Source organism: Pseudomonas hamedanensis (genome assembly GCF_014268595.2).
GTDB lineage: Bacteria > Pseudomonadota > Gammaproteobacteria > Pseudomonadales > Pseudomonadaceae > Aquipseudomonas > Aquipseudomonas hamedanensis.
The window spans coordinates 2,310,636-2,330,799 of the sequence record NZ_CP077091.1 but is presented as its reverse complement, the minus strand read 5'-3'; the positions used below and the strand labels follow the sequence as shown (position 1 = coordinate 2,330,799).

Sequence of the window (20,164 nt, the reverse complement as noted above, 5' to 3'; positions counted from 1 at the left end):
TTTCGGCGAGTCGCCGGTTGTGGAGAGAAGTTATGCAAGGCAAGTACCGTTCTGAATTACCGCTCGACGAGCTGTTGACCGTGGTGCTGATTACGCACAATCGGCCGGCATTCCTGCGCCGGGCGGTAAAATATTACAGCAGCTTGCCCTGCAGGATCATGGTGCTGGACTCCACGCCGGAGCGGCCCGAGGGCGATTTTTCCGCCGTCGACTATCACCACGTTCCGCAATTCGCTTACTGGGGCATGCAGGCCAAACTGGCTTACGGTGTGGAACAGCTGACCACGCCGTACATGGTGCTGGCGGCTGACGACGATTTCATCGTGCTCGATTCGCTCTACGAGTCCGTCGGCTTTCTTCAGGCCAACCGTGACTACGGCATGTGCCATGGCTATTGCCTGATGTACCTGGCTAAGGCCGACGGCGTGCACTACTTCCGCCGCGACAAAAAAGTCCAGGAAGACTATGCGTCCGACCGGGCGCAAGATCGCGTCATTGACTACATGACGCAGTACATCCCGCCGTTTTACGCAGTGACGCGTACCGACCTGATGAAAACCTGGCACTCATCGTTGCCGCCGGGGACCAATTTTCAGTGGCAGGAAATCGGTCACGTTTATTTCCTGCTGGCCAGCGCCAAAGCACGGATCTTGCCGATTCCCTATGTGGTGCGCGAGATCAACTATGGCGTTTCCGAGCACAATACTGATGTGTATCACTCGCTGACCTATCTCGATGCCAAGTCGGTCGCCGAACGAGAAGCCTTTGCTGATTTTCTTGTCTCGCTGCCCACCGGTATCGAAGGACTCGACGCCGGACAGGCCAAGGCATTTGTTCTGGAAAGCTTTGCGGCCATGGCTGATAGCCTGGCTGTCCGTCGGGCGTTGACGGCGGAGTTGATTTTCGAGTCGACCTGGAATCAGCAATTGAGACGGCCTGATCGGCGTTTCGGTCCTCTGCAGTACGTCGAGATGCCGTTCTACAACCAGGCGTTTTTCGATCTTCTGGAACAGCTTGAATTCATGCTGCATACCCTGCCGGCCGGTCGTCTTCAACTGGAGGGGCTGGAAGGCGTGTGGACGCGTCAGGCGCACTTGCTACAGGCGCGCAACAACGACACGCCGGACAGCGTAGTTGACCGGTTGTGGCAAGCCCATGATCTGAATGCGTTCAACCTGACTGTGGCCAAGCGCCTGGCGGCGCAACTGGAACTTGCCGATGATCCGTCAGCCGCACAAGCTCTGAAAGAGTGGATCGCCCGCCTTGAGACCTTGACGGTTGGCGACCATCAGGCGGTCTTCGACAAAATGAAATCCGGTCGCCTGCTGCAATGGCTGGCCGCCCGCGCGCCGGCGATCGAGCAACTGAAATCGATAGGGCAGCATCTGGCGACAGACGGCGGACCGCAATTCGGCATTTTCCTGCTCGATCTGGATAACGACATCGACAAGTTGCAGGTGTCGCTCGACAGCCTGCTCGAAGGCCATTGCAAAGCGTTCAAGATTGTCGTGTTCACCACTGGCGAAGCACCGGCAGCGACCACGGCGCAAAACACCCTGCATTTTGTCCGGGTCACCCCCGGCAATGTCGTCGATAAACTCAACCAGAGCGTTCAGCAGTCGCCAAGCGACTGGTTGATGCTGGCTCAGGCCGGTGACCAGTTCACCGCCAGTGGCCTGTTGCGCGCCAGCCTCGAACTGATGTCTGCCGACGGTGTGCGTGCGGTCGCCACCGACGAAATCCAGCGCAAGGAAAACGGCGCGCTGATCGACGTGTTCCGCCCTGGTTTCAATCTCGACCTGCTGCAAAGCGTGCCGTCGCTGATGGCGCGGCATTGGCTGATCCGCCGCGAAGTCTTGCTCGAGGCCGGCGGTTATCAGGCCGACTTCAGCAAGGCGCTGGAATTCGATCTGTTGCTGCGCATCATCGAGCAGGGCGGCCTTGACGGCCTCGCGCATCTCGACGAGCCGCTGCTGATCACCGAGCAGGCGCCTCTGGAAGAAAACGCCCACGAGCGTCAGGCGTTGCTGCGGCACTTGGGCAATCGCGGCTACAAGGCCAAAGTCACATCGACCACGCCGGGCACGTGGCAGATCGATTATCGCCATACCGAGCAGCCACTGGTGTCGATCATCGTGCCGGTCATCGATGATCTGCCGGTATTGCGTCGCTGCCTGGAAGGCGTGCTGCTCAAGACCCGTTACAGCCGTTACGAAGTGCTACTGGCAGCCAACGCCAATCAGTCGGCAGCGGTCAACGACTGGCTGGGCACGCTGCGTCACGCCAAGGTCAATGTACTGCGTGCCGATCAGCCGCTGAGCGAGGTCGCCTTGTACAACGCCGCCAGCGAACAGGCGCAGGGTGAATACCTGGTGCTGCTGGCCGCTGACAGCGAGGTGGTCAATCCGAACTGGATCGACTCGTTGCTCAATCATGCGCAGCGTCCGGAAGTGGGCCTCGTCGGTGCCAAACTGGTCGACCGTGACGGCAACATCGCTCAGGCCGGTTTGATCCTCGGCCTCAACGCAGGTGTGGGTTCGCCTTTCATCGGCGAACGACACACGGCCACAGGCTACATGCAGCGTTTGGCCGCCGAGCAAAATTACTCGGCCGTTTCCAGGGTTTGCCTGATGGTGCGCAAGGAATTGTTCAATGCCCTTGGCGGACTGGATGAAGCGACCTTCGCCGAAGGCTATGCCGACGTCGATCTGTGCCTCAAGACCGGGCAGGCCGGTTACCTCACCGTGTGGACGCCACTGGTGCAGGTGCTGCACACCGGCGAGCTGCCACAGGCGCCAGCGGCACTGGCAGCATTACGTGAAAAATGGCCCGAAGCGTTTGCACAGGACCCGGCCTACAACGCTAACCTGGCCCTGACCGGCAAAGGTTTCACTCTGGGCGAAAATGCCTCGATCAATTGGGCGCAGTTGCTCGCCTGAGCTGGCCGGACAGGAACCAAGACATGTTCAACGGTAAATCGATTTTCATCTCGGGCGGCACCGGCTCGTTCGGGCGCAACTTCATCCGTCGCTTGCTGGAGCAATACCAGCCCAAGCGCGTGGTGGTGTTCTCCCGCGACGAGCTGAAGCAGTACGAGATGCAGCAAACGTTCAACGCGCCGTGCATGCGTTATTTCATCGGTGATGTGCGTGATGCCGATCGCTTGCGTCAGGCCATGCGCGGTATCGATTACGTGGTGCATGCCGCTGCGCTCAAGCAAGTGCCGGCGGCGGAATACAACCCGACCGAATGCATCCGCACCAACGTCAACGGTGCGGAAAACATCATCGCCGCCGCTATCGACAACGGTGTGAAAAAAGTCGTCGCGTTGTCCACCGACAAGGCCGCTAGCCCAATCAATCTGTACGGTGCGACGAAGTTGCTCTCGGACAAACTGTTCGTTGCGGCCAACAACATTGCCGGCGAGCAGCAGACCCGGTTTGCCGTGGTGCGCTACGGCAATGTCGCCGGTTCGCGCGGTTCTGTGGTGCCGTTTTTCAGCAAGCTGATCGCCGACGGCGCGCAAGAGCTGCCGATCACCGACGAACGCATGACGCGGTTCTGGATCACCCTCGACCACGGCGTGCAGTTCGTGCTCGACAGCTTTGCGCGGATGCACGGCGGCGAAGTGTTTGTGCCGAAGATTCCCTCGATCCGCATTGTCGATCTGGCGCGCGGCATGGCTGCACATCTGCCGCACAAGAACGTCGGCATTCGTCCCGGCGAAAAGCTGCATGAGCTGATGGTGCCGCTGGACGATGCGCGGATGACTCTGGAGTTCGAAGACCACTACACCATTCAGCCGTCGATTCGCTTTACCAGTGTCGATGTCGATTTTGCCGTCGATAAACTCGGTGAGCGTGGCGGTGCGGTGAGCGAAGATTTTGAATATCGCTCCGACACCAACCCGCATTTTCTCTCGGTCGGGCAGATCGGCGATCTGCACGCGAAGCTGTCGGTATGATCCCGTACGGTCGGCAGAGCCTCGATCAGACGGACATCGACGCGGTGGTCGAGGTGCTGCAATCGGACTGGCTGACCCAGGGGCCTACCATCGAGCGTTTCGAGCAGGCGATGGCCGAGCGCTGTCAGGCGGATTTTGCCGTGGCGGTGTGCAATGCCACGGCGGCATTGCACATTGCCTGTCTGGCTGCGGGCCTGGGGCCGGGCGATCGTTTGTGGACTTCGCCGAATACGTTTCTCGCCTCGGCCAATTGCGGGCGCTATTGCGGCGCTGACGTTGATTTCGTCGACATCGATCCGTTGACCTGGAACCTCGACGCCTACGCTCTCGAGGCCAGGCTCGAACAGGCCGAGCGCGACGGCACGCTGCCTAAAGTCCTCGTCGCGGTAGCGTTCTCCGGGCAGAGCTGTGACCTGCGCAAGATTGCCGAACTGGCGGTGCGCTACAACTTCACCGTGATCGAAGATGCCTCGCACGCGGTGGGCGCCAGCTACGCCGGGCGCCCGGTCGGTTGCGGTGAATTCGCAGCGATGACGGTGTTCAGCTTTCACCCGGTGAAAATCATCACCAGTGCCGAGGGCGGCATGGTCCTGACCAATCGCCCGGTGCTGGCCGAGCGTCTGCAACGCCTGCGCAGCCACGGCATGACCCGCGATCCGCAACAGATGACCGAGCCCAGCCACGGGCCGTGGTATTACCAGCAAATCGAGCTGGGTTTCAATTACCGGATCACCGATCTGCAGGCGGCGCTGGGTCTGTCGCAACTGAGCAAGCTGGACGATTTCATCGGCCGGCGCCGCGAACTGGCGGCGCGTTACGATCAGTTGCTGGCGTACTTGCCGCTGACCTTGCCAAGCTCACAACCAGAGGCCGAGTCGGCGTGGCACTTGTACGTGGTGCGCGTGCAGGCCGAGCGCTGCAACCTGAGTCATCGTCAGGTGTTCGAAGGTTTGCGCAGCGCCGGCGTGGGCGTCAATCTGCACTACATTCCCGTGCACTTGCAGCCTTACTATCGTGACCTGGGGTTTGCTGAAGGCGATTTCCCCGAGGCCGAGCGCTATTACGCCGAAGCGATCAGTTTGCCGCTGTACCCGTTGCTCAGTGATGAGCAGCAGGATTATGTAGTCGAGCAACTGCGTCGACTGACCGAATGACCACCGCTGCGGCGATGAATGAGACTGTGATGCGTGAACTGAGCGAGCAGGAAAAATTCTGGCAGGGTGAGTTCGGCAACCAGTACGTCGAGCGTAACGTCGGCCAACCGCTGGTGGCCGCCAATCTGGCGCTGTTTGCCAAAGCGCTGAGCCGCGTCGGGCGCATCGACAGTCTGGTGGAACTGGGCACCAACGCCGGCAACAATTTGCAGGCGCTGCATCAGTTGCTGCCGCGCTGTGAGCTGTTCGGTGTGGAGATCAATGAAAGCGCCTGTGCGCAGGCTCGGGCGCTCGACATTGCACAGATCTGGCACGGTTCGCTGTTGGATTTTCCTCGCGAGCGCCGCTATGACCTGACCTTGAGCAAAGGCGTGCTGATCCATCTGGCCCCGGGGTTGTTGCCGAGCGCCTATGCGCAGCTTTACGAGCTAAGTCAGCGCTATATTCTGATCGCCGAGTACTACAATCCGGCACCGGTTGAGGTGTCCTATCGGGGCAACAGCGGCAAGCTGTTCAAGCGCGATTTTGCCGGGGAAATGCTTGATCGCTACGCCGATCTGCAACTGCTCGACTATGGCTTCGTTTATCACCGCGACGGGCAATTCCCGGCGGATGATGTCACCTGGTTTCTGCTGGAAAAACGTCCTTGAGCAACGTCGCCATCATTCCGGCACGCGGGGGCAGCAAACGCATCCCGCGCAAGAATCTGTTGCCGTTCGACGGCGTGCCGATGATTGTCCGCTCGATCCGCACCGCGCTGGATTCGGGCTTGTTCGAACAAGTCGTGGTCAGCACCGACGATGTCGAGATTGCCGACGTTGCGCGAGCCCACGGTGCCCAGGTGCCGTTTTTGCGTCCGGCAGCACTGGCCGATGACTTCACCGGCACTGCGGCGGTCATCGTGCACGCACTGCAACAGTTGCCGTCCTTCGATTTCGCTTGCTGCATTTACGCCACTGCACCGCTGTTGCAGGCGCGCTATCTGCGTCAGGGTTTCGAATTGCTGGAGCAACATCCGGATCGATCATTTGCCTTCTCCGTTTGCGATTTCGCTTTTCCGGTGCAACGGGCGTTGACCCTGGACGGGCAGGGCGCCTTGCACGCGTTGTATCCCGAGTTTCGCAACACTCGCTCGCAGGACTTGCCCGAGGCGTTTCAGGACGCCGGGCAGTTTTATTGGGGGCGCAGCGAGGCGTGGCTGCGCGGTGATGTGCTGTATTCGCCCGCCAGCCTGCCGGTGATTCTGCCGCGGTATCTGGTGCAAGACATCGACACGCCGCAAGACTGGAAGCGCGCCGAATACCTGTACGCCGCGCTCAAGGCCGGCGGAGAACTGCAATGAGGGTGCTGATTCGCGCCGACGCTTCGCCGACCATTGGCAGCGGCCACATTGCCCGCTGCCTGACCCTGGCGCGGGTGCTGCGCAGGCAGGGCAGTCATGTAGCGTTTGCCTGTCGGCGTTTGCCGGGGCATCGACTCGAAGCCTTGAATGCCGAGGGCTTCGAGACCTTTGCGCTGCCCGAGCGCTATCGCGATGAGGACCCGCTGCAGGCCATTGAATCGATGTTGCCGTGGCAGTTCGACATCGATGCCCTGGGCCTGCTGCTGGACGGGCAGGCCATGTTCGACTGGATCATCGCCGACCACTACGGCCTCGATCACCTCTGGCAAACCGCCGCGCGACGCTGGGCGCACCGAATTGCCGCGGTGGACGATCTGGCCACCCGGCGCTACAGCGTTGATCTGCTGCTTAATCAGAACCTGTCCGGTCTCAGCGAACACTACGCGCCGCTGCTGCCCGAAGGCTGTCGCACCTTGCTCGGCCCGCGCTACGCGATGCTGCGTGAGGAGTTCAACTGCGCGGCCATCGAGATCAAGCCGAAGGCGCGTCGGGTACTGGTGAATTTCGGCGGGTTCGATGCGGCGATGCAGACCCATCACGCGATGTTGGCACTGTCTGATTTCACTGAATTGCAGGTTGATTTCGTCGCTGGCGCCGACAACCCGGCGTGGGCGCAGATGCAGGCGTTGGCCGAGACGCGGCCGAACTGGCGCCTGCACAGTTTTGTCAGCGATTTCCGTCAGCGCATGGCTGAGGCGGACCTGTTTATCGGCGCCGGCGGCGGCACCAGTTGGGAGCGCGCGGCGCTGGGCTTGCCGACGATTTGCATCGCTGTGTCGAACAACCAGCAGGCCAACGGCGAAGTCATGGCCGCCGCCGGTGCGCACGTCTTTCTGGGCGCCCGTGAGCAAGTCAGCGTTGCGCAGTTGCGCGATGCGGTCGGCTTCGTCGCCAACAATTTTTATCTGCGCCAGAGTCTGGCCGAACGCTCGCGGCAATTGGTCGACGGACGCGGTGCCGAGCGCGTGGCGGCGGCACTGGCTGGCGCGGTGCTCAAGCTGCGCCCGGCAACGCTGGACGATGCGCAGTTGTTGTTCGATGGGCGCAATGCCGAGCCGGTGCGACGTTGGTCACTGGAAACCGGCGTCATCGACTGGCCGCAACACGTGAACTGGCTGACGGCGAGTCTGCGCAATCCGCAGCGGCTGCTGCTGATTGCCGAGGCGGACGACGGCCCGGTCGGGGTGCTGCGCTACGACTTGCGCGGGTTCGAAGCCGAAGTTTCGATCTATCTGCTGCAAGGGCGTTTCGGCCTCGGCTGGGGCCGGGCGTTGCTGAGCCGTGGCGAGGCGTTCGTGGTTAGACATTGGCCGCAACTGACGCTCATCAGCGCCCGGGTCGTGCCGGCCAATCAGTCTTCAATGAAAGTTTTTCGCGACGCCGGGTTTACTCAAGAGGCCTGCGCGTTCACCCGTGTTTTGAAGGATCAGCCGCATGCCTAGTTTCAAGATTGGTCATCACACCATCGGTGCCGATGCGCCGCCGTTCATCATTGCCGAGATGAGTGGCAATCATAACCAGTCGCTCGACGTCGCTCTGCAAATCGTTGAGGCTGCCGCGAAGGCCGGGGCGCATGCCTTGAAATTGCAGACCTACACCGCCGAGACCATGACCCTGGATCTGGCCGAAGGTGAGTTTTTCATCAAGGATCCGGGCAGTCTGTGGGCCGGGACTTCGCTCTACGATCTCTATGAAAAAGCCCACACGCCGTGGGAGTGGCACGCGCCGATTTTCGCCCGGGCCAAAGAGTTGGGGATGCTCGCGTTCTCGACGCCGTTCGATGACAGCGCAGTGGATTTTCTCGAAAGCCTCGATGTGCCGGCGTACAAGATCGCCAGTTTTGAAAACACCGATCTGCCGCTGATACGTCGTGTGGCGGCTACTGGCAAACCGCTGATCATTTCCACCGGCATGGCCAGCATCGCCGAACTCGATGAAACCGTGCGCGCCGCCCGCGAGGCCGGGTGCAAGGATCTGGTTCTGCTCAAGTGCACCAGCACCTATCCGGCGACTCCGCTCAACAGCAACGTGCGCACGATTCCGCATCTGCGCGAGCTGTTTGGCTGCGAGGTGGGGCTCTCAGATCACTCAATGGGCGTTGGCGTGTCGGTGGCGGCGGTGGCGCTGGGGGCGACAGTCGTGGAAAAGCACTTCACCCTCGACCGTTCGGCCGGTGGCGTGGATGCCAGCTTTTCCCTGGAACCTGCGGAAATGGCCAGTCTGGTCGTCGAAACCGAGCGTGCCTGGCAGGCGCTCGGGCAGGTGCATTACGGTGTCACCGAGGCCGAGCGCAAGTCGCTGGTCTATCGCCGCTCGCTGTACGTCACCGCTGATATGGCGGCCGGTGAGCCCTTCACCGCAGACAATCTGCGCGCCATCCGCCCCGGTCTCGGCCTGCCGCCCAAGCACGCCGAAGCTGTCCTCGGTCGCCATGCACGCACCGCGATCAAGCGCGGCACGCCGCTGGACTGGTCGCTGGTCGAATAGGCCAATCTGCCATCGATTCGGCAAAATAGCGTGACCTGCGAGTCATAACGCGCATCTTCACTGTATTGTATTGACCGGGGAGATGGCGCCTGGCCCGTTTTGCGGTTCCAGTGATAGCCCTTTGCGCTTCCCGTGGCTGCCCGTTGTGGCGGCCGTTTTCTGTTGTCGGCGCCCCTCGAATCCTTGCGAGCGGTGGTTTTGGGCTGTTTTTTATTGGGAAGCCGTAATGATTGGCATAAAAAGCATTGCGAGCTACGTTCCTGTAGCCGGCGTGGACAATTACGCACAAGGTGCAAAATTCGAGAAGGATGAAGAATTCATCCTTGGCAAGATCGGTTCGGCGTTCCTGCCGCGCAAAGACGCTGAGCAGGAAACCTCCGATCTGTGCGTGGAAGCGGCCAATGCGCTGTTTGCCAGCAACCCTGAACTGAAACGTGAATCGATCGACGCGCTGATCGTCGTCACCCAGAACGGTGACGAAGAAGGCCTGCCGCACACCGCAGCCATCGTTCAGGACAAACTCGGCCTGCCGACCAACGTTGCAGCGTTCGACATTTCCCTGGGCTGCTCCGGTTATGTCTACGGCATCTACGCGATCAAGGGCTTCATGGAAGCCGCCGGCCTGAAGAACGGCCTGCTGATCACCGCTGATCCGTACTCGAAAATCGTTGACCCGGAAGACCGCAACACCACCATGCTGTTCGGCGATGCCGCCACCGCAACGTGGATGGGCGAAAATCCGACGTGGGCGCTGGGCAAGGCCAAGTTCGGCACTGACGGCTCCGGCGCGCCGCACTTGAAGGTCAGCAACGGCGTGTTCTTCATGAACGGTCGTCAGGTCTTCAACTTCGCTTTGCTGAAAGTCCCGGCGCACTTGCACGAGTTGCTCGATGATTCCGGCCTCAAGGCCGATGACATCGACGCGTTCTGCATCCACCAGGGCAGCGCGGCAATTGTCGATGCCGTGGCGCGGCGCTTCGAAGGCGAGCCGGAGAAGTTCATCAAGGACATGGTCGAGACCGGCAATACCGTGTCGTCGAGCATCCCGCTGCTGCTGGAAAAACACGTGCTCGACTCCGACTGGCAGCGCATTGCGCTGAGCGGTTTCGGCGTCGGTCTGTCGTGGGGCTCGGCGATCATCTATCGTCCGTAAGCCGGATTAAAAACCACGGATACAAAAATAGCGTTCAAGGTTAACCTTGAACGCTATTTTTTTGCCTGAAAGGAGCGCGGGGCGCCATGAGCGAGTTTTTCCAAGCCAATGCCGAGGTGTTGCAACGGCGCTGGCCTGCGCTGTTCGAGCGACTGATGGCTGAAGACAGCGCGGCCGTCCAGGCCGAACTGGTGCAAGGGCTGGGCTCGACGCTGAGCGTTGGCGGCATTCAACTCACCAGCCGCCACGACCGTCTTCATGAAGCGCAAATTCAGGCGGCGAGCCTGCCCGATAAAGCGCAACTGCACGTCTATGGCACCGGCCTCGGCGATTTGCCCGGCCTGCTTCTGGAGCGCGCAGGACTGCAACGGCTGTACGTGCACATCCTCAACGGCGCGTTGTTCGCGCTGGTGCTGCAGCTGCTCGATCAGCGCCAGTGGCTGGACGATCCGCGCGTCGAGTTGTTCTATGCCGGTGATCACCCGGACCTGTTCACGCCGTTTTTTGCTTTGCCCGCCGAGCTGCTGCTGGCCGACGACTTCAATGCGAAGGTCCGTGATCGGCTGGTCAATGAAATCCACCTCACTTTCAATAACCGCGAATTCGATGCGCAGTCACCGGCCATTCAGCAGCGTTTGCAGGAATGCCTGCCGGTGTTGCTCGGCGATGCAGATGTGGCGCAGCTGTTCGGCACTTGCACCGGCCGGGAGGTCTATGTGATTGCGACCGGGCCGAGCCTGGAGCAACATTTCGAACGTCTGGCAGCGATCCGCCAGCGGGCGGAGCGACCGTTGTTCATTTGCGTGGACACCGCTTATCGCCCCTTGCGCGAACACGGTATTGCGCCGGACCTGGTGGTGAGCATCGACCAGCGCATCAGTTTCCGTCATCTGCCTTTTGAAGAGTCCGACGGCATCCCGCTGGTGTATCTGCCGATGAGTGATCCGACGGTATTGAACGCGTGGAAAGGCAAACGCTACGGCGGCTATTCCGCAAGCCCGATCTACGCGCACTTGCGCGAGCAATGTCCGCGAGGCCAGTTGCACGTCGGCGGCAGCGTGATTCACCCGGCGGTGGATCTGGCGGTAAAAATGGGTGCCGCGCGCATCACCCTGTTTGGTGCTGACTTTGCCTTCCCGATGAACAAGACCCACGCCGGCTGGGACGATGGCGATCTGGGGCCGCCGGTGAATCAGGCGCGGCAGTGGGTGCGTGACGGCCATGGCCAGCGGGTCAGCACTCAGCTGAATTTTCGCGGTTATCTGTGCGTACTGGAGCGTTATATTGCCGCGAATCCCCATGTCGAATTTTTCAACAGCAGCCGCGCCGGTGCGTTGATCGCCGGGGCTTCCTTCAATCCGGAGTTCATGCAATGAGTGCGCTGAGGCAGAGTCAGGATCAGTGCCGCCAATGCGCGGCTTTGTTTCGCCTGGGGCGTGACGTCGAAGCGGCACTGACGATGGTCGATGTGTTCGAACAGGCCCAGCAATGTCTGTCCTCTTCATCTGTAGATGTTCAGCAGGCATGGGCGCAGGTGCTGATGCAAATGCTCGAATGTCAGGAGCGTCAGGACTGGTTGAGTCTGGCCGATTCTATGGAATACGAGCTGGTTGAATTGCTGGAAAGCGTGCAGAGCTGAGGCGCTCCATGGCGCTGGCCCGCGGCTTCGCGCTACAGCCGGTTTTATGACGTCATTTTTTCACGGTGGACGTGCTGCTAAGTCTTTGTTTTCTCGGGGGTGGCAGGGTGATGGCAAATTTTTTTCAAAAAGCCCTCAAGCAACCTGCAAACCCGACGATAACTATTACGAAGGTTCTCTAGGCCATACCCGGCGGTTGCCAGGGCCGGAAGCCGCAGTACCCAACCAACGAGGAATTCGTCATGGCTTTAACAGTAAACACCAACACCACATCGTTGAACGTTCAGAAGAACCTGAACCGCGCTTCCGACGCTCTGTCCACTTCGATGCAGCGCCTGTCTTCCGGCCTGAAAATCAACAGCGCCAAAGACGACGCCGCTGGCCTGCAGATCTCCAACCGTATGTCTTCGCAGATCCGCGGTAACACCCAGGCCATCCAGAACGCCAACGACGGTATCTCCGTTGCCCAGACCGCTGAAGGCGCTCTGCAAGCTACTACCGACATCCTGCAGCGTATGCGTGAACTGGCTGTTAAAGCCCGTAACGGTACCAACGGCACTGCTGACCAGACCGCTACCAACGCTGAATTCGCTCAGATGTCCGACGAGATCACCCGTATCTCGGCTTCGACCAACCTGAACGGCAAAAACCTGCTGGACGGTTCGGCTGGTACTGTGACCCTGCAAGTGGGTGCAAACACCGGTTCGGCTAACCACATCGACCTGGTACTGAGCGGCAAGTTCGACGCAGTAAGCCTGTCGGTAGGTAGCGGCACTCTGGCTCTGACCGGTGCCAGCCCTTCTGACGCTGCTGTTGCCATCGACAGCGCGATCACTGCAATCGACGCAGCTATCGCTAACATCGGTGCAACCCGCGCCAGCCTGGGTGCTTCGCAAAACCGTCTGACCAGCACCATCTCCAACCTGCAGAACATCACTGAAAACACCACCGCTGCTCAGGGTCGTGTACAGGACACCGACTTCGCCGCAGAAACTGCCAACCTGACCAAGCAGCAAACCCTGCAGCAAGCTTCCACTTCGGTTCTGGCTCAAGCCAACCAACTGCCTTCCGCTGTACTGAAGCTGCTTCAGTAATTCGGAATGAGTTTGAGCGGGGGAGTGCGCTTGTCGTGCTCTCTCGCTTTTTTACGTTAGGAGGTGATGGGCATGGACATGAGCGTAAAGCTTAACGTGTCTTATCCGGCTCCCAAGGCAGCGATACCGGTTGCTGACAAGCCGTCAGAGACGCCAAAAGTTGCGCAGGCCGATGCTCCGGTCGCTGACCGTAAACGTCAGGGTACGGATGACGCCAAGTTGAAACTGGCTGTGCAGGAGATCGAGAAGTTCGTCCAATCGATCAAGCGCAACCTGGAGTTCTCTATCGATGAGCACTCCGGAAAGGTCATCGTCAAGGTGATCGCAAGCGAGACGGGTGAGGTCGTTCGGCAGATTCCCTCCGCCGAAGCCCTCAAACTGGCAGACAGTCTTGCCAATGCAAGCCACGTGTTGTTCGACGCCAAAGTCTGATAAATGGCATGAATAGTGTTTGCTCGTTCCCAAGACGCCTGTAACGGTCAAAAGAATGGCAACAATCTGAAGGGAGATGCACATGGCAAGTCCAATTCTACCGGGTTCCGGACTGGGTTCCGGCCTGGACATCGGCGCGATCGTGACCGCGCTGGTCAACGCCGACAAGTCTGCCAAGCAGACGCAGATCGATACCGCGACCAAAACCAACAGCCTGAAAATTTCCGGCGTCGGTTCGCTGAAAAGCGCGCTGGCGGCTTATCAAAAGGCTATGGCCGATCTGAACAAGGCCTCAAGCCCGGCGTTTGCCGGTTTTACCGCAACGTCTGACACGCCAACGGTGGTCGGTGCTACCTCGGATAAAACCGCCGTACCGGGTACTTACAGCGTCGTCGTGAAAAACCTGGCCACCGGCTCGAAAGTTGCCAGTGCCGCCTTTGCCGGCGGGGCCGCCAGTGCCATTCCGAGTGGTACTCTGAAAATCAGTCAGAATGGCACTGATTACAATGTCGAGATTCCGGCCAATGCAACGTTGCAGTCCACGCGTGATGCGATCAACACCGCACAGGCCAGCAACGGTATTTCCGCGAACATCGTGACTGACAGTACCGGGTCTTCGCGTCTGGTGCTGAGCTCGAACAAGACGGGCGCCGGCATGGATTTGAAGGTCAGCGGCATCGCCGGCCTGGAAATCGACGGCACCCAGAAGATGGGCGACAGCCCGGCGCCCAGCGCGTCCGGAGCCGTCGGTAACCTGGCCATGGATGCTAGCCTGACCATCGACGGCCTGGCCGTTACGAGCAAGACCAATACCGTGACCGGTGCAATCAGCGGCATGACCCTGAATCTGGTCACCGCGAGTCCCGTCGTCGGCGGCGTGCCAACGCCGGCGACTGTGTCGGTCGCGACTAATACCGCCGGGATCCAGACATCGCTGCAGACCTTCATCGATTCCTATAACACGCTGAAGAAAACGGTCGATACGCTGTCCAAGGCTACAGCGGATGCCGACGGTAATCTGACCGTGTCTGCCGCGTTTACCGGTGACGCTCTGCCACGTTCGCTGATGGCTGATATCCGTGCCCAGCTGACCGATCCGGGGGCTGGCGGGCAAGGCCAATTGTCCGTGCTGTCGCAGATGGGCGTGCTGACCGACAACAAGACCGGTTTGCTGACGCTCGACACCGCGGTGTTCAACAAGCGTATGGAAACGCCGGGCATGGCCGGCCAGGTTCAGCAGCTGTTCAGCGGCACCGACGCCAAGAATGGTTTATTGGCGCGCATGAGCGCGGCGGTTGATCCGTACGTCAAGACAGGCGGTCTGCTCGATCAGCGCAGCTCCAACCTGACCAATCTGACATCGAGCCTGCAAAAGCAGCAGGTGGCGCTGGATCTGCGCGTTGCCAACCTGACGGCAACCTTGACCGCCAAGTACAACGCCATGGACTTGCTCGTGGGGCAAATGAAGGCGACGGCGAGCAACATCACGTCGTTCTTCAGCTCGCTGAATGCTCAGCAGTCTGCGAAGTAACAAGTAGTAACGACAAAAACCCGGCTACGCTTTATCGGCGTGCGCCGGGTTTTTGTCTTTTGATCTAAAGTTCTGTGACTCGTTGGCGATACACTGGTTAGACGAGTCATTGTGGCAATGAGGTAGAACATGAATCCGATGTTAGCCCTTCGGCAGTACCAGAAAGTCGGCGCACACGCCCAGACATCCGAAGCGAGCCCGCACCGCCTGGTGCAAATGTTGATGGAAGGTGGTCTGGCGCGTATCGCTCAGGCCAAAGGCGCCATCGAGCGTAAGGACATTCCCGCCAAGTGCACATCGATCAGCAAGGCCATCGGTATCGTCAGTGGCCTGCGTGAAGGCCTCGACCTGGAAAACAATGCAGAGGCGCTGGCCGATCTGGATGGTCTGTATATCTACATGATGAAGCGCCTCGCCGAGGCGAACATCAGCAGCGATCCGCGTATCCTCGATGAGGTGGCGGGCCTGCTGACAACGGTAAAAGAAGGCTGGGATGCCATTGCACCTGTGCCGGCTCCGCAGTTCTGAAGGAGATCACCATGAGTCTTGTATTGCAGCGAATCGCCGATACCCGTGAGGCGCTGGTCAGTGCGCTGGCCGAACGCAACTGGGAAGCTATTGGTGAGCTGGATCTGGCTTGCCGTTCCTGCATGGAAGACGTCATGGCGGAAGCTGCGCTGGACGAAGTCGCCTTGCGCGACAACCTCGAAGAGCTGCTGTTCGTTTACAAGGAGCTTCTTGAGGTGGCGATGGGTGAGCGGCAGGCGATAGCCAACGAGATGTCGCAGATCACCCAGGCGCAGAAAGCGGCAAAGGTTTACCATCTGTTTGGTTAATTAACCCCCAGTTAATCCAGGCATATGCGCCATAAATTTGACTGTGCACGGTTTTTTGACTTAACTAGTGGCTGTTTCCAGATTTAAGGCGTCTACAGGCACATGGTGTCCTGCAAGCGTCTCGCTTGCCCCTGATTTCGGGCATTGAGTTGACTAGGGAAGTTGCTATTGCATGTGGCGTGAAACCAAAATTCTGCTGATCGATGACGATAGCGTCCGCCGCCGCGACCTGGCGGTGATATTAAATTTTCTTGGCGAAGAAAATTTACCCTGCGGCAGCCATGACTGGCAGCAGGCAGTCGGCTCTTTGTCGTCTAGTCGTGAAGTCATTTGTGTACTGATCGGGACCGTGAATGCTCCTGGTGCACTTTTGGGCTTGCTAAAGACACTCGCAACCTGGGATGAGTTCCTTCCGGTTTTGTTGATGGGCGATAATTCTTCCGTTGACCTGCCTGAAGACCAGCGTCGCCGGGTGCTTTCGACCCTGGAAATGCCGCCCAGCTACAGCAAATTGCTCGATTCGTTGCACCGTGCCCAGGTCTATCGCGAGATGTACGACCAGGCCCGCGAGCGCGGCCGTCATCGCGAACCTAATTTATTCCGCAGTCTCGTCGGCACCAGCCGTGCGATCCAGCACGTGCGTCAGATGATGCAGCAAGTGGCCGATACCGACGCCAGCGTGCTGATCCTCGGTGAGTCCGGCACGGGCAAGGAAGTGGTCGCGCGCAACCTGCATTACCACTCCAAGCGTCGTGATGCGCCGTTTGTGCCGGTCAACTGCGGAGCGATTCCGGCAGAGCTGCTCGAAAGCGAATTGTTCGGCCACGAGAAGGGTGCCTTCACCGGTGCGATCACCAGTCGTGCCGGGCGCTTCGAGTTGGCCAATGGCGGTACGCTGTTTCTCGACGAAATCGGCGACATGCCGCTGCCGATGCAGGTCAAGCTGCTGCGCGTGTTGCAGGAACGCACCTTCGAGCGGGTGGGCAGCAACAAGACCCAGAGCGTCGATGTGCGCATCATCGCCGCGACCCACAAGAATCTCGAAAGCATGATCGAGATCGGCAGTTTCCGCGAAGACCTCTATTATCGCCTGAACGTGTTCCCTATCGAGATGGCGCCGCTGCGTGAGCGCGTCGAAGACATCCCGTTGCTGATGAACGAGCTGATCTCGCGCATGGAGCACGAAAAGCGCGGTTCGATCCGTTTCAACTCGGCGGCGATCATGTCGCTGTGCCGTCACGGCTGGCCGGGCAACGTCCGCGAGCTGGCCAACCTCGTTGAACGCATGGCGATCATGCACCCGTACGGAGTGATCGGCGTGGTCGAGTTGCCGAAGAAATTCCGCTACGTCGACGACGAAGATGAGCAAATGGTCGACAGCCTGCGCAGCGACCTCGAAGAGCGTGTGGCGATCAACGGCCACACGCCGGATTTCGGCGCCAACGCGCTGCTACCGCCGGAAGGCCTGGACCTCAAGGACTACCTCGGTGGTCTGGAACAGGGCCTGATTCAGCAGGCGCTGGACGATGCCAACGGCATCGTTGCCCGGGCCGCCGAACGTCTGCGCATCCGTCGCACCACCCTGGTCGAGAAGATGCGCAAGTACGGCATGAGCCGGGCCGGAGGAGACGAGCAGGCGGATGATTGACGCCTGTTTTTCAACCCCTTCATTTATAAGCCGTTTTTTTTAGGCACGGGTATTGCTACATCCCTCGCAACGTTCCGTTTCACTGACGGTCAGCCAAGCGAGAGAGCACAATGCCCCAAGTCGCCCAGATCTCTTCTGCCTCCAACATCGTGGGGCAACCCTCATCCGTGGAGCAGGCAAGCCGTCAGGGACTTGAGCAGGCGTTCGCGCTGTTCAACCAGATGTCCAGCCAGTTGACCGACTCCTACAGCCTGCTGGAAGCGCGGGTCACCGAGCTCAAGGGTGAGCTGGAAGTGGTCAGCGCCCAGCGCATGCAGGAGCTGGCGGAAAAAGAGCGCTTGGCCAATCGTTTGCAAAACCTCCTTGATCTGTTGCCCGGCGGCGTCATTGTGCTTGACGGTCGCGGCATCGTGCGCGAAGCCAACCCGGCCGCCATCGATTTGCTCGGCTTGCCGCTGGTAGGCGAGTTGTGGCGCCAGGTGATCGCTCGCTGCTTCGCGCCGCGTGAAGACGACGGTCACGAAATTTCCCTGAAAAACGGTCGGCGCCTGTCGATTGCCACTCGCTCGCTGGATGCCGAACCGGGGCAATTGGTGCTGCTCAACGACCTGACAGAAACCCGTCATCTGCAAGATCAACTGGCGCGCCATGAGCGCTTGTCCTCGCTGGGGCGCATGGTTGCCTCGCTGGCGCACCAGATCCGCACGCCGCTGTCCGCCGCGTTGCTCTACGCCAGTCATTTGACTGAGCAGCAGTTGCCGGTCGAAACCCAGCAACGTTTCGCCGGACGCCTCAAGGAGCGTCTGCATGAGCTGGAGCATCAAGTACGCGACATGCTGGTATTCGCTCGCGGCGAGTTGCCGCTGACCGACCGCCTTACACCTCATGCCTTGATGCAATCGCTGCAAGCCGCGGCGCTGACCCATGTGCAGGATTTGCCGATTCGCTGGCAGTGCGACAGCCATACCGGTGAGTTGCTGTGCAACCGCGACACGCTGGTCGGCGCGCTGCTGAATCTGATTGAAAACGCCATCCAGGCCAGCGCCGCCGATGTGCGTTTGAAAGTGCATTGCTACACCCGCGATAACACGCTGCGCCTGTGCGTCAGCGATAGCGGCAGTGGCATCGAGCCGACCGTTTTGGCGCGCCTCGGCGAGCCTTTTTTTACCACCAAAGTCACTGGTACCGGCCTTGGCCTGACCGTGGTCAAGGCAGTGGCCCGGGCGCATCAGGGAGAATTGCTGCTGCGTTCGCGGGTCGGACGCGGCACATGTGCGCAGGTCATCCTGCCGCTGTTTTCCGCCGCACAGGGAGCTGAATAAACCTCATGGGCATCAAGGTGTTGTTGGTCGAGGATGACCGTTCTCTGCGCGAAGCGCTGGCCGATACGCTGCTGCTCGCCGGTCATGATTATCATGCCGTCGGTAGCGCCGAGGAGGCGTTGACGGCGGTCGCGCAAGAAGCGTTCAGCCTGGTGGTCAGCGACGTCAACATGCCGGGCATGGACGGTCATCAATTGCTCGCCCTGCTGCGTGCGCGACAGCCGCAATTGCCGGTGCTTCTGATGACCGCCCATGGCGCGGTCGAGCGTGCGGTCGATGCGATGCGCCAGGGCGCAGCGGATTATCTGGTCAAGCCGTTCGAACCCAAAGCGCTGCTCGATCTCGTTGCGCGGCATGCGTTGGGTAGCCTCGGGGCGAGCGCAGACGACGGCCCGGTGGCGGTCGAACCTGCCAGCGCGCAGTTGCTGGAACTGGCGGCACGGGTTGCGCGCAGTGACTCGACCGTATTGATTTCCGGCGAATCCGGCACCGGTAAAGAGGTGCTGGCGCGCTATATCCACCAGCAATCGCGGCGGGCCAGTCAGCCCTTTATCGCGATTAACTGCGCCGCGATCCCTGACAATATGCTCGAAGCCACGTTGTTCGGTCACGAGAAAGGTTCGTTCACCGGTGCCATCGCTTCACAGGCCGGCAAGTTCGAACAGGCCGAAGGCGGCACGATTCTGCTCGATGAAATTTCCGAAATGCCCTTGGGGCTGCAAGCCAAGCTGCTGCGTGTGTTGCAGGAGCGCGAAGTGGAGCGGGTCGGCGCACGCAAGCCGATCAGCCTGGATATTCGCGTGGTCGCAACGACCAACCGCGATCTGGCCGGTGAAGTGGCGGCGGGGCGCTTCCGTGAAGACCTGTTTTACCGCTTGTCGGTTTTCCCCCTGGCCTGGCGTCCACTTCGCGAGCGCACTGCCGATATCCTGCCGCTGGCGGAAAAGTTGTTGGCCAAACACGTCAATAAAATGAAGCACGCAGCGGCGAAACTGTCGCCCGAAGCGCAAGCTTGCCTGACTGCTTATCCGTGGCCGGGCAATGTGCGTGAGCTGGACAACGCCATTCAACGCGCGCTGATCTTGCAGCAGGGCGGCTTGATTCAGCCGCAGGATTTCTGCCTGGCCGGTGCGGTGACATTCGCTCCTTTGCCGGTCGCAGCGCCGGCGATTCGCGAAGTGCAAATCGACGTGGATTCGGCCGGCGCCCTGGGCGATGACCTGCGCCGCCGGGAGTTTCAGATGATCATCGACACCCTGCGCGCCGAGCGTGGCCGGCGCAAGGAAGCGGCAGAAAAGCTCGGCATCAGCCCGCGCACCCTGCGCTACAAACTGGCGCAAATGCGCGATGCCGGTATGGATGTCGAAGGCTATCTGTTCGCCACCTGAGCGCTACTGCAAAACATTCAGAATGCTTTTCTAGGAAGGGTGCCCATGAGCTGGCACCCTTGTTGCTAATACCTGTGTACCCGCCGAGTGAGTGTCAAAAAATTGCGGGCCGCC

Annotated in this window: 18 protein-coding genes; all 18 read left to right on the top strand. The window is 60.1% G+C overall.

Annotation, left to right across the window (positions count from 1 at the left end; genetic code table 11):
* Nucleotides 1-32 precede the first annotated feature (32 nt).
* The 18 genes from HU739_RS10020 (at nt 33) to HU739_RS09935 (ending at nt 20,050) form a co-directional block, all read left to right on the top strand.
* Entirely contained in the window at nt 33-2,939 is a 2,907-nt protein-coding gene (locus HU739_RS10020) for a glycosyltransferase family 2 protein (protein ID WP_186550746.1), read from the top strand.
* Between the two features lie 23 nt (nt 2,940-2,962).
* Nucleotides 2,963-3,964, top strand: a complete 1,002-nt coding sequence (gene pseB, locus HU739_RS10015) for a UDP-N-acetylglucosamine 4,6-dehydratase (inverting) (RefSeq protein ID WP_186550744.1) — start codon at nt 2,963-2,965, stop codon at nt 3,962-3,964.
* On the top strand, nt 3,961-5,118 hold the full coding sequence (gene pseC / locus HU739_RS10010) for a UDP-4-amino-4,6-dideoxy-N-acetyl-beta-L-altrosamine transaminase (RefSeq protein WP_186550742.1): 1,158 nt from the start codon (nt 3,961-3,963) through the stop codon (nt 5,116-5,118). The genes pseB and pseC overlap by 4 nt, the downstream gene beginning before the upstream one ends.
* Nucleotides 5,119-5,147: 29 nt before the next feature.
* Nucleotides 5,148-5,768, top strand: a complete 621-nt coding sequence (locus tag HU739_RS10005; RefSeq protein ID WP_186550740.1) for a pseudaminic acid biosynthesis-associated methylase — start codon at nt 5,148-5,150, stop codon at nt 5,766-5,768.
* Entirely contained in the window at nt 5,765-6,460 is a 696-nt protein-coding gene (gene pseF / locus HU739_RS10000; protein WP_186550738.1) for a pseudaminic acid cytidylyltransferase, read from the top strand. The genes HU739_RS10005 and pseF overlap by 4 nt, the downstream gene beginning before the upstream one ends.
* Nucleotides 6,457-7,962, top strand: coding sequence for a UDP-2,4-diacetamido-2,4,6-trideoxy-beta-L-altropyranose hydrolase (gene pseG, locus HU739_RS09995; protein WP_186550736.1), 1,506 nt, complete (start codon nt 6,457-6,459; stop codon nt 7,960-7,962). The genes pseF and pseG overlap by 4 nt, the downstream gene beginning before the upstream one ends.
* Nucleotides 7,955-9,007 carry a pseudaminic acid synthase gene (gene pseI, locus HU739_RS09990; protein ID WP_186550734.1) on the top strand — a complete coding sequence of 351 codons (1,053 nt, stop codon included), beginning with the start codon at nt 7,955-7,957 and terminating at the stop codon, nt 9,005-9,007. The genes pseG and pseI overlap by 8 nt, the downstream gene beginning before the upstream one ends.
* A gap of 226 nt (nt 9,008-9,233) precedes the next feature.
* The gene (locus HU739_RS09985) at nt 9,234-10,160 is read left to right on the top strand and encodes a ketoacyl-ACP synthase III (RefSeq protein ID WP_186550732.1); all 927 of its coding nucleotides are present in this window, start codon (nt 9,234-9,236) and stop codon (nt 10,158-10,160) included.
* Between the two features lie 86 nt (nt 10,161-10,246).
* Nucleotides 10,247-11,536 (top strand): motility associated factor glycosyltransferase family protein, encoded by a 1,290-nt coding sequence (locus tag HU739_RS09980; protein WP_186550731.1) that lies wholly within the window; start codon nt 10,247-10,249, stop codon nt 11,534-11,536.
* Entirely contained in the window at nt 11,533-11,799 is a 267-nt protein-coding gene (locus tag HU739_RS09975) for a hypothetical protein (RefSeq protein WP_186550729.1), read from the top strand. The genes HU739_RS09980 and HU739_RS09975 overlap by 4 nt, the downstream gene beginning before the upstream one ends.
* Before the next feature lie 242 nt (nt 11,800-12,041).
* Nucleotides 12,042-12,893 carry a flagellin domain-containing protein gene (locus HU739_RS09970; protein ID WP_186550727.1) on the top strand — a complete coding sequence of 284 codons (852 nt, stop codon included), beginning with the start codon at nt 12,042-12,044 and terminating at the stop codon, nt 12,891-12,893.
* 72 nt (nt 12,894-12,965) lie between these two features.
* Nucleotides 12,966-13,325: a flagellar protein FlaG gene (locus tag HU739_RS09965; RefSeq protein ID WP_186550725.1), complete on the top strand. Its 360-nt coding sequence runs from the start codon at nt 12,966-12,968 to the stop codon at nt 13,323-13,325.
* Between the two features lie 82 nt (nt 13,326-13,407).
* Complete coding sequence (fliD, locus tag HU739_RS09960; RefSeq protein ID WP_186550723.1) at nt 13,408-14,856, top strand: flagellar filament capping protein FliD; 1,449 nt, start codon at nt 13,408-13,410, stop codon at nt 14,854-14,856.
* 129 nt (nt 14,857-14,985) lie between these two features.
* Nucleotides 14,986-15,384 carry a flagellar export chaperone FliS gene (gene fliS, locus HU739_RS09955; RefSeq protein ID WP_186550721.1) on the top strand — a complete coding sequence of 133 codons (399 nt, stop codon included), beginning with the start codon at nt 14,986-14,988 and terminating at the stop codon, nt 15,382-15,384.
* A gap of 11 nt (nt 15,385-15,395) precedes the next feature.
* Nucleotides 15,396-15,692 (top strand): flagellar protein FliT, encoded by a 297-nt coding sequence (locus HU739_RS09950; protein WP_186550719.1) that lies wholly within the window; start codon nt 15,396-15,398, stop codon nt 15,690-15,692.
* A gap of 172 nt (nt 15,693-15,864) precedes the next feature.
* On the top strand, nt 15,865-17,340 hold the full coding sequence (locus tag HU739_RS09945) for a sigma-54 dependent transcriptional regulator (RefSeq protein WP_186550717.1): 1,476 nt from the start codon (nt 15,865-15,867) through the stop codon (nt 17,338-17,340).
* A gap of 110 nt (nt 17,341-17,450) precedes the next feature.
* On the top strand, nt 17,451-18,662 hold the full coding sequence (locus tag HU739_RS09940; protein ID WP_186550715.1) for a sensor histidine kinase: 1,212 nt from the start codon (nt 17,451-17,453) through the stop codon (nt 18,660-18,662).
* 5 nt (nt 18,663-18,667) lie between these two features.
* Nucleotides 18,668-20,050, top strand: a complete 1,383-nt coding sequence (locus HU739_RS09935) for a sigma-54-dependent transcriptional regulator (RefSeq protein ID WP_186550713.1) — start codon at nt 18,668-18,670, stop codon at nt 20,048-20,050.
* Nucleotides 20,051-20,164 lie beyond the last annotated feature (114 nt).

Coding starts and splice junctions, on each gene's coding strand:
- HU739_RS09935 (WP_186550713.1), top strand. CDS start 18,668: ATGGGCATCAAGGTGTTGTTGGTCGAGGATGACCGTTCTCTGCGCGAA.
- HU739_RS09980 (WP_186550731.1), top strand. CDS start 10,247: ATGAGCGAGTTTTTCCAAGCCAATGCCGAGGTGTTGCAACGGCGCTGG.
- HU739_RS09940 (WP_186550715.1), top strand. CDS start 17,451: ATGCCCCAAGTCGCCCAGATCTCTTCTGCCTCCAACATCGTGGGGCAA.
- fliS (WP_186550721.1), top strand. CDS start 14,986: ATGAATCCGATGTTAGCCCTTCGGCAGTACCAGAAAGTCGGCGCACAC.
- HU739_RS10020 (WP_186550746.1), top strand. CDS start 33: ATGCAAGGCAAGTACCGTTCTGAATTACCGCTCGACGAGCTGTTGACC.
- pseI (WP_186550734.1), top strand. CDS start 7,955: ATGCCTAGTTTCAAGATTGGTCATCACACCATCGGTGCCGATGCGCCG.
- HU739_RS09985 (WP_186550732.1), top strand. CDS start 9,234: ATGATTGGCATAAAAAGCATTGCGAGCTACGTTCCTGTAGCCGGCGTG.
- HU739_RS09965 (WP_186550725.1), top strand. CDS start 12,966: ATGGACATGAGCGTAAAGCTTAACGTGTCTTATCCGGCTCCCAAGGCA.
- HU739_RS10005 (WP_186550740.1), top strand. CDS start 5,148: ATGCGTGAACTGAGCGAGCAGGAAAAATTCTGGCAGGGTGAGTTCGGC.
- HU739_RS09945 (WP_186550717.1), top strand. CDS start 15,865: ATGTGGCGTGAAACCAAAATTCTGCTGATCGATGACGATAGCGTCCGC.
- fliD (WP_186550723.1), top strand. CDS start 13,408: ATGGCAAGTCCAATTCTACCGGGTTCCGGACTGGGTTCCGGCCTGGAC.
- pseC (WP_186550742.1), top strand. CDS start 3,961: ATGATCCCGTACGGTCGGCAGAGCCTCGATCAGACGGACATCGACGCG.
- HU739_RS09970 (WP_186550727.1), top strand. CDS start 12,042: ATGGCTTTAACAGTAAACACCAACACCACATCGTTGAACGTTCAGAAG.
- pseB (WP_186550744.1), top strand. CDS start 2,963: ATGTTCAACGGTAAATCGATTTTCATCTCGGGCGGCACCGGCTCGTTC.
- HU739_RS09975 (WP_186550729.1), top strand. CDS start 11,533: ATGAGTGCGCTGAGGCAGAGTCAGGATCAGTGCCGCCAATGCGCGGCT.
- HU739_RS09950 (WP_186550719.1), top strand. CDS start 15,396: ATGAGTCTTGTATTGCAGCGAATCGCCGATACCCGTGAGGCGCTGGTC.
- pseG (WP_186550736.1), top strand. CDS start 6,457: ATGAGGGTGCTGATTCGCGCCGACGCTTCGCCGACCATTGGCAGCGGC.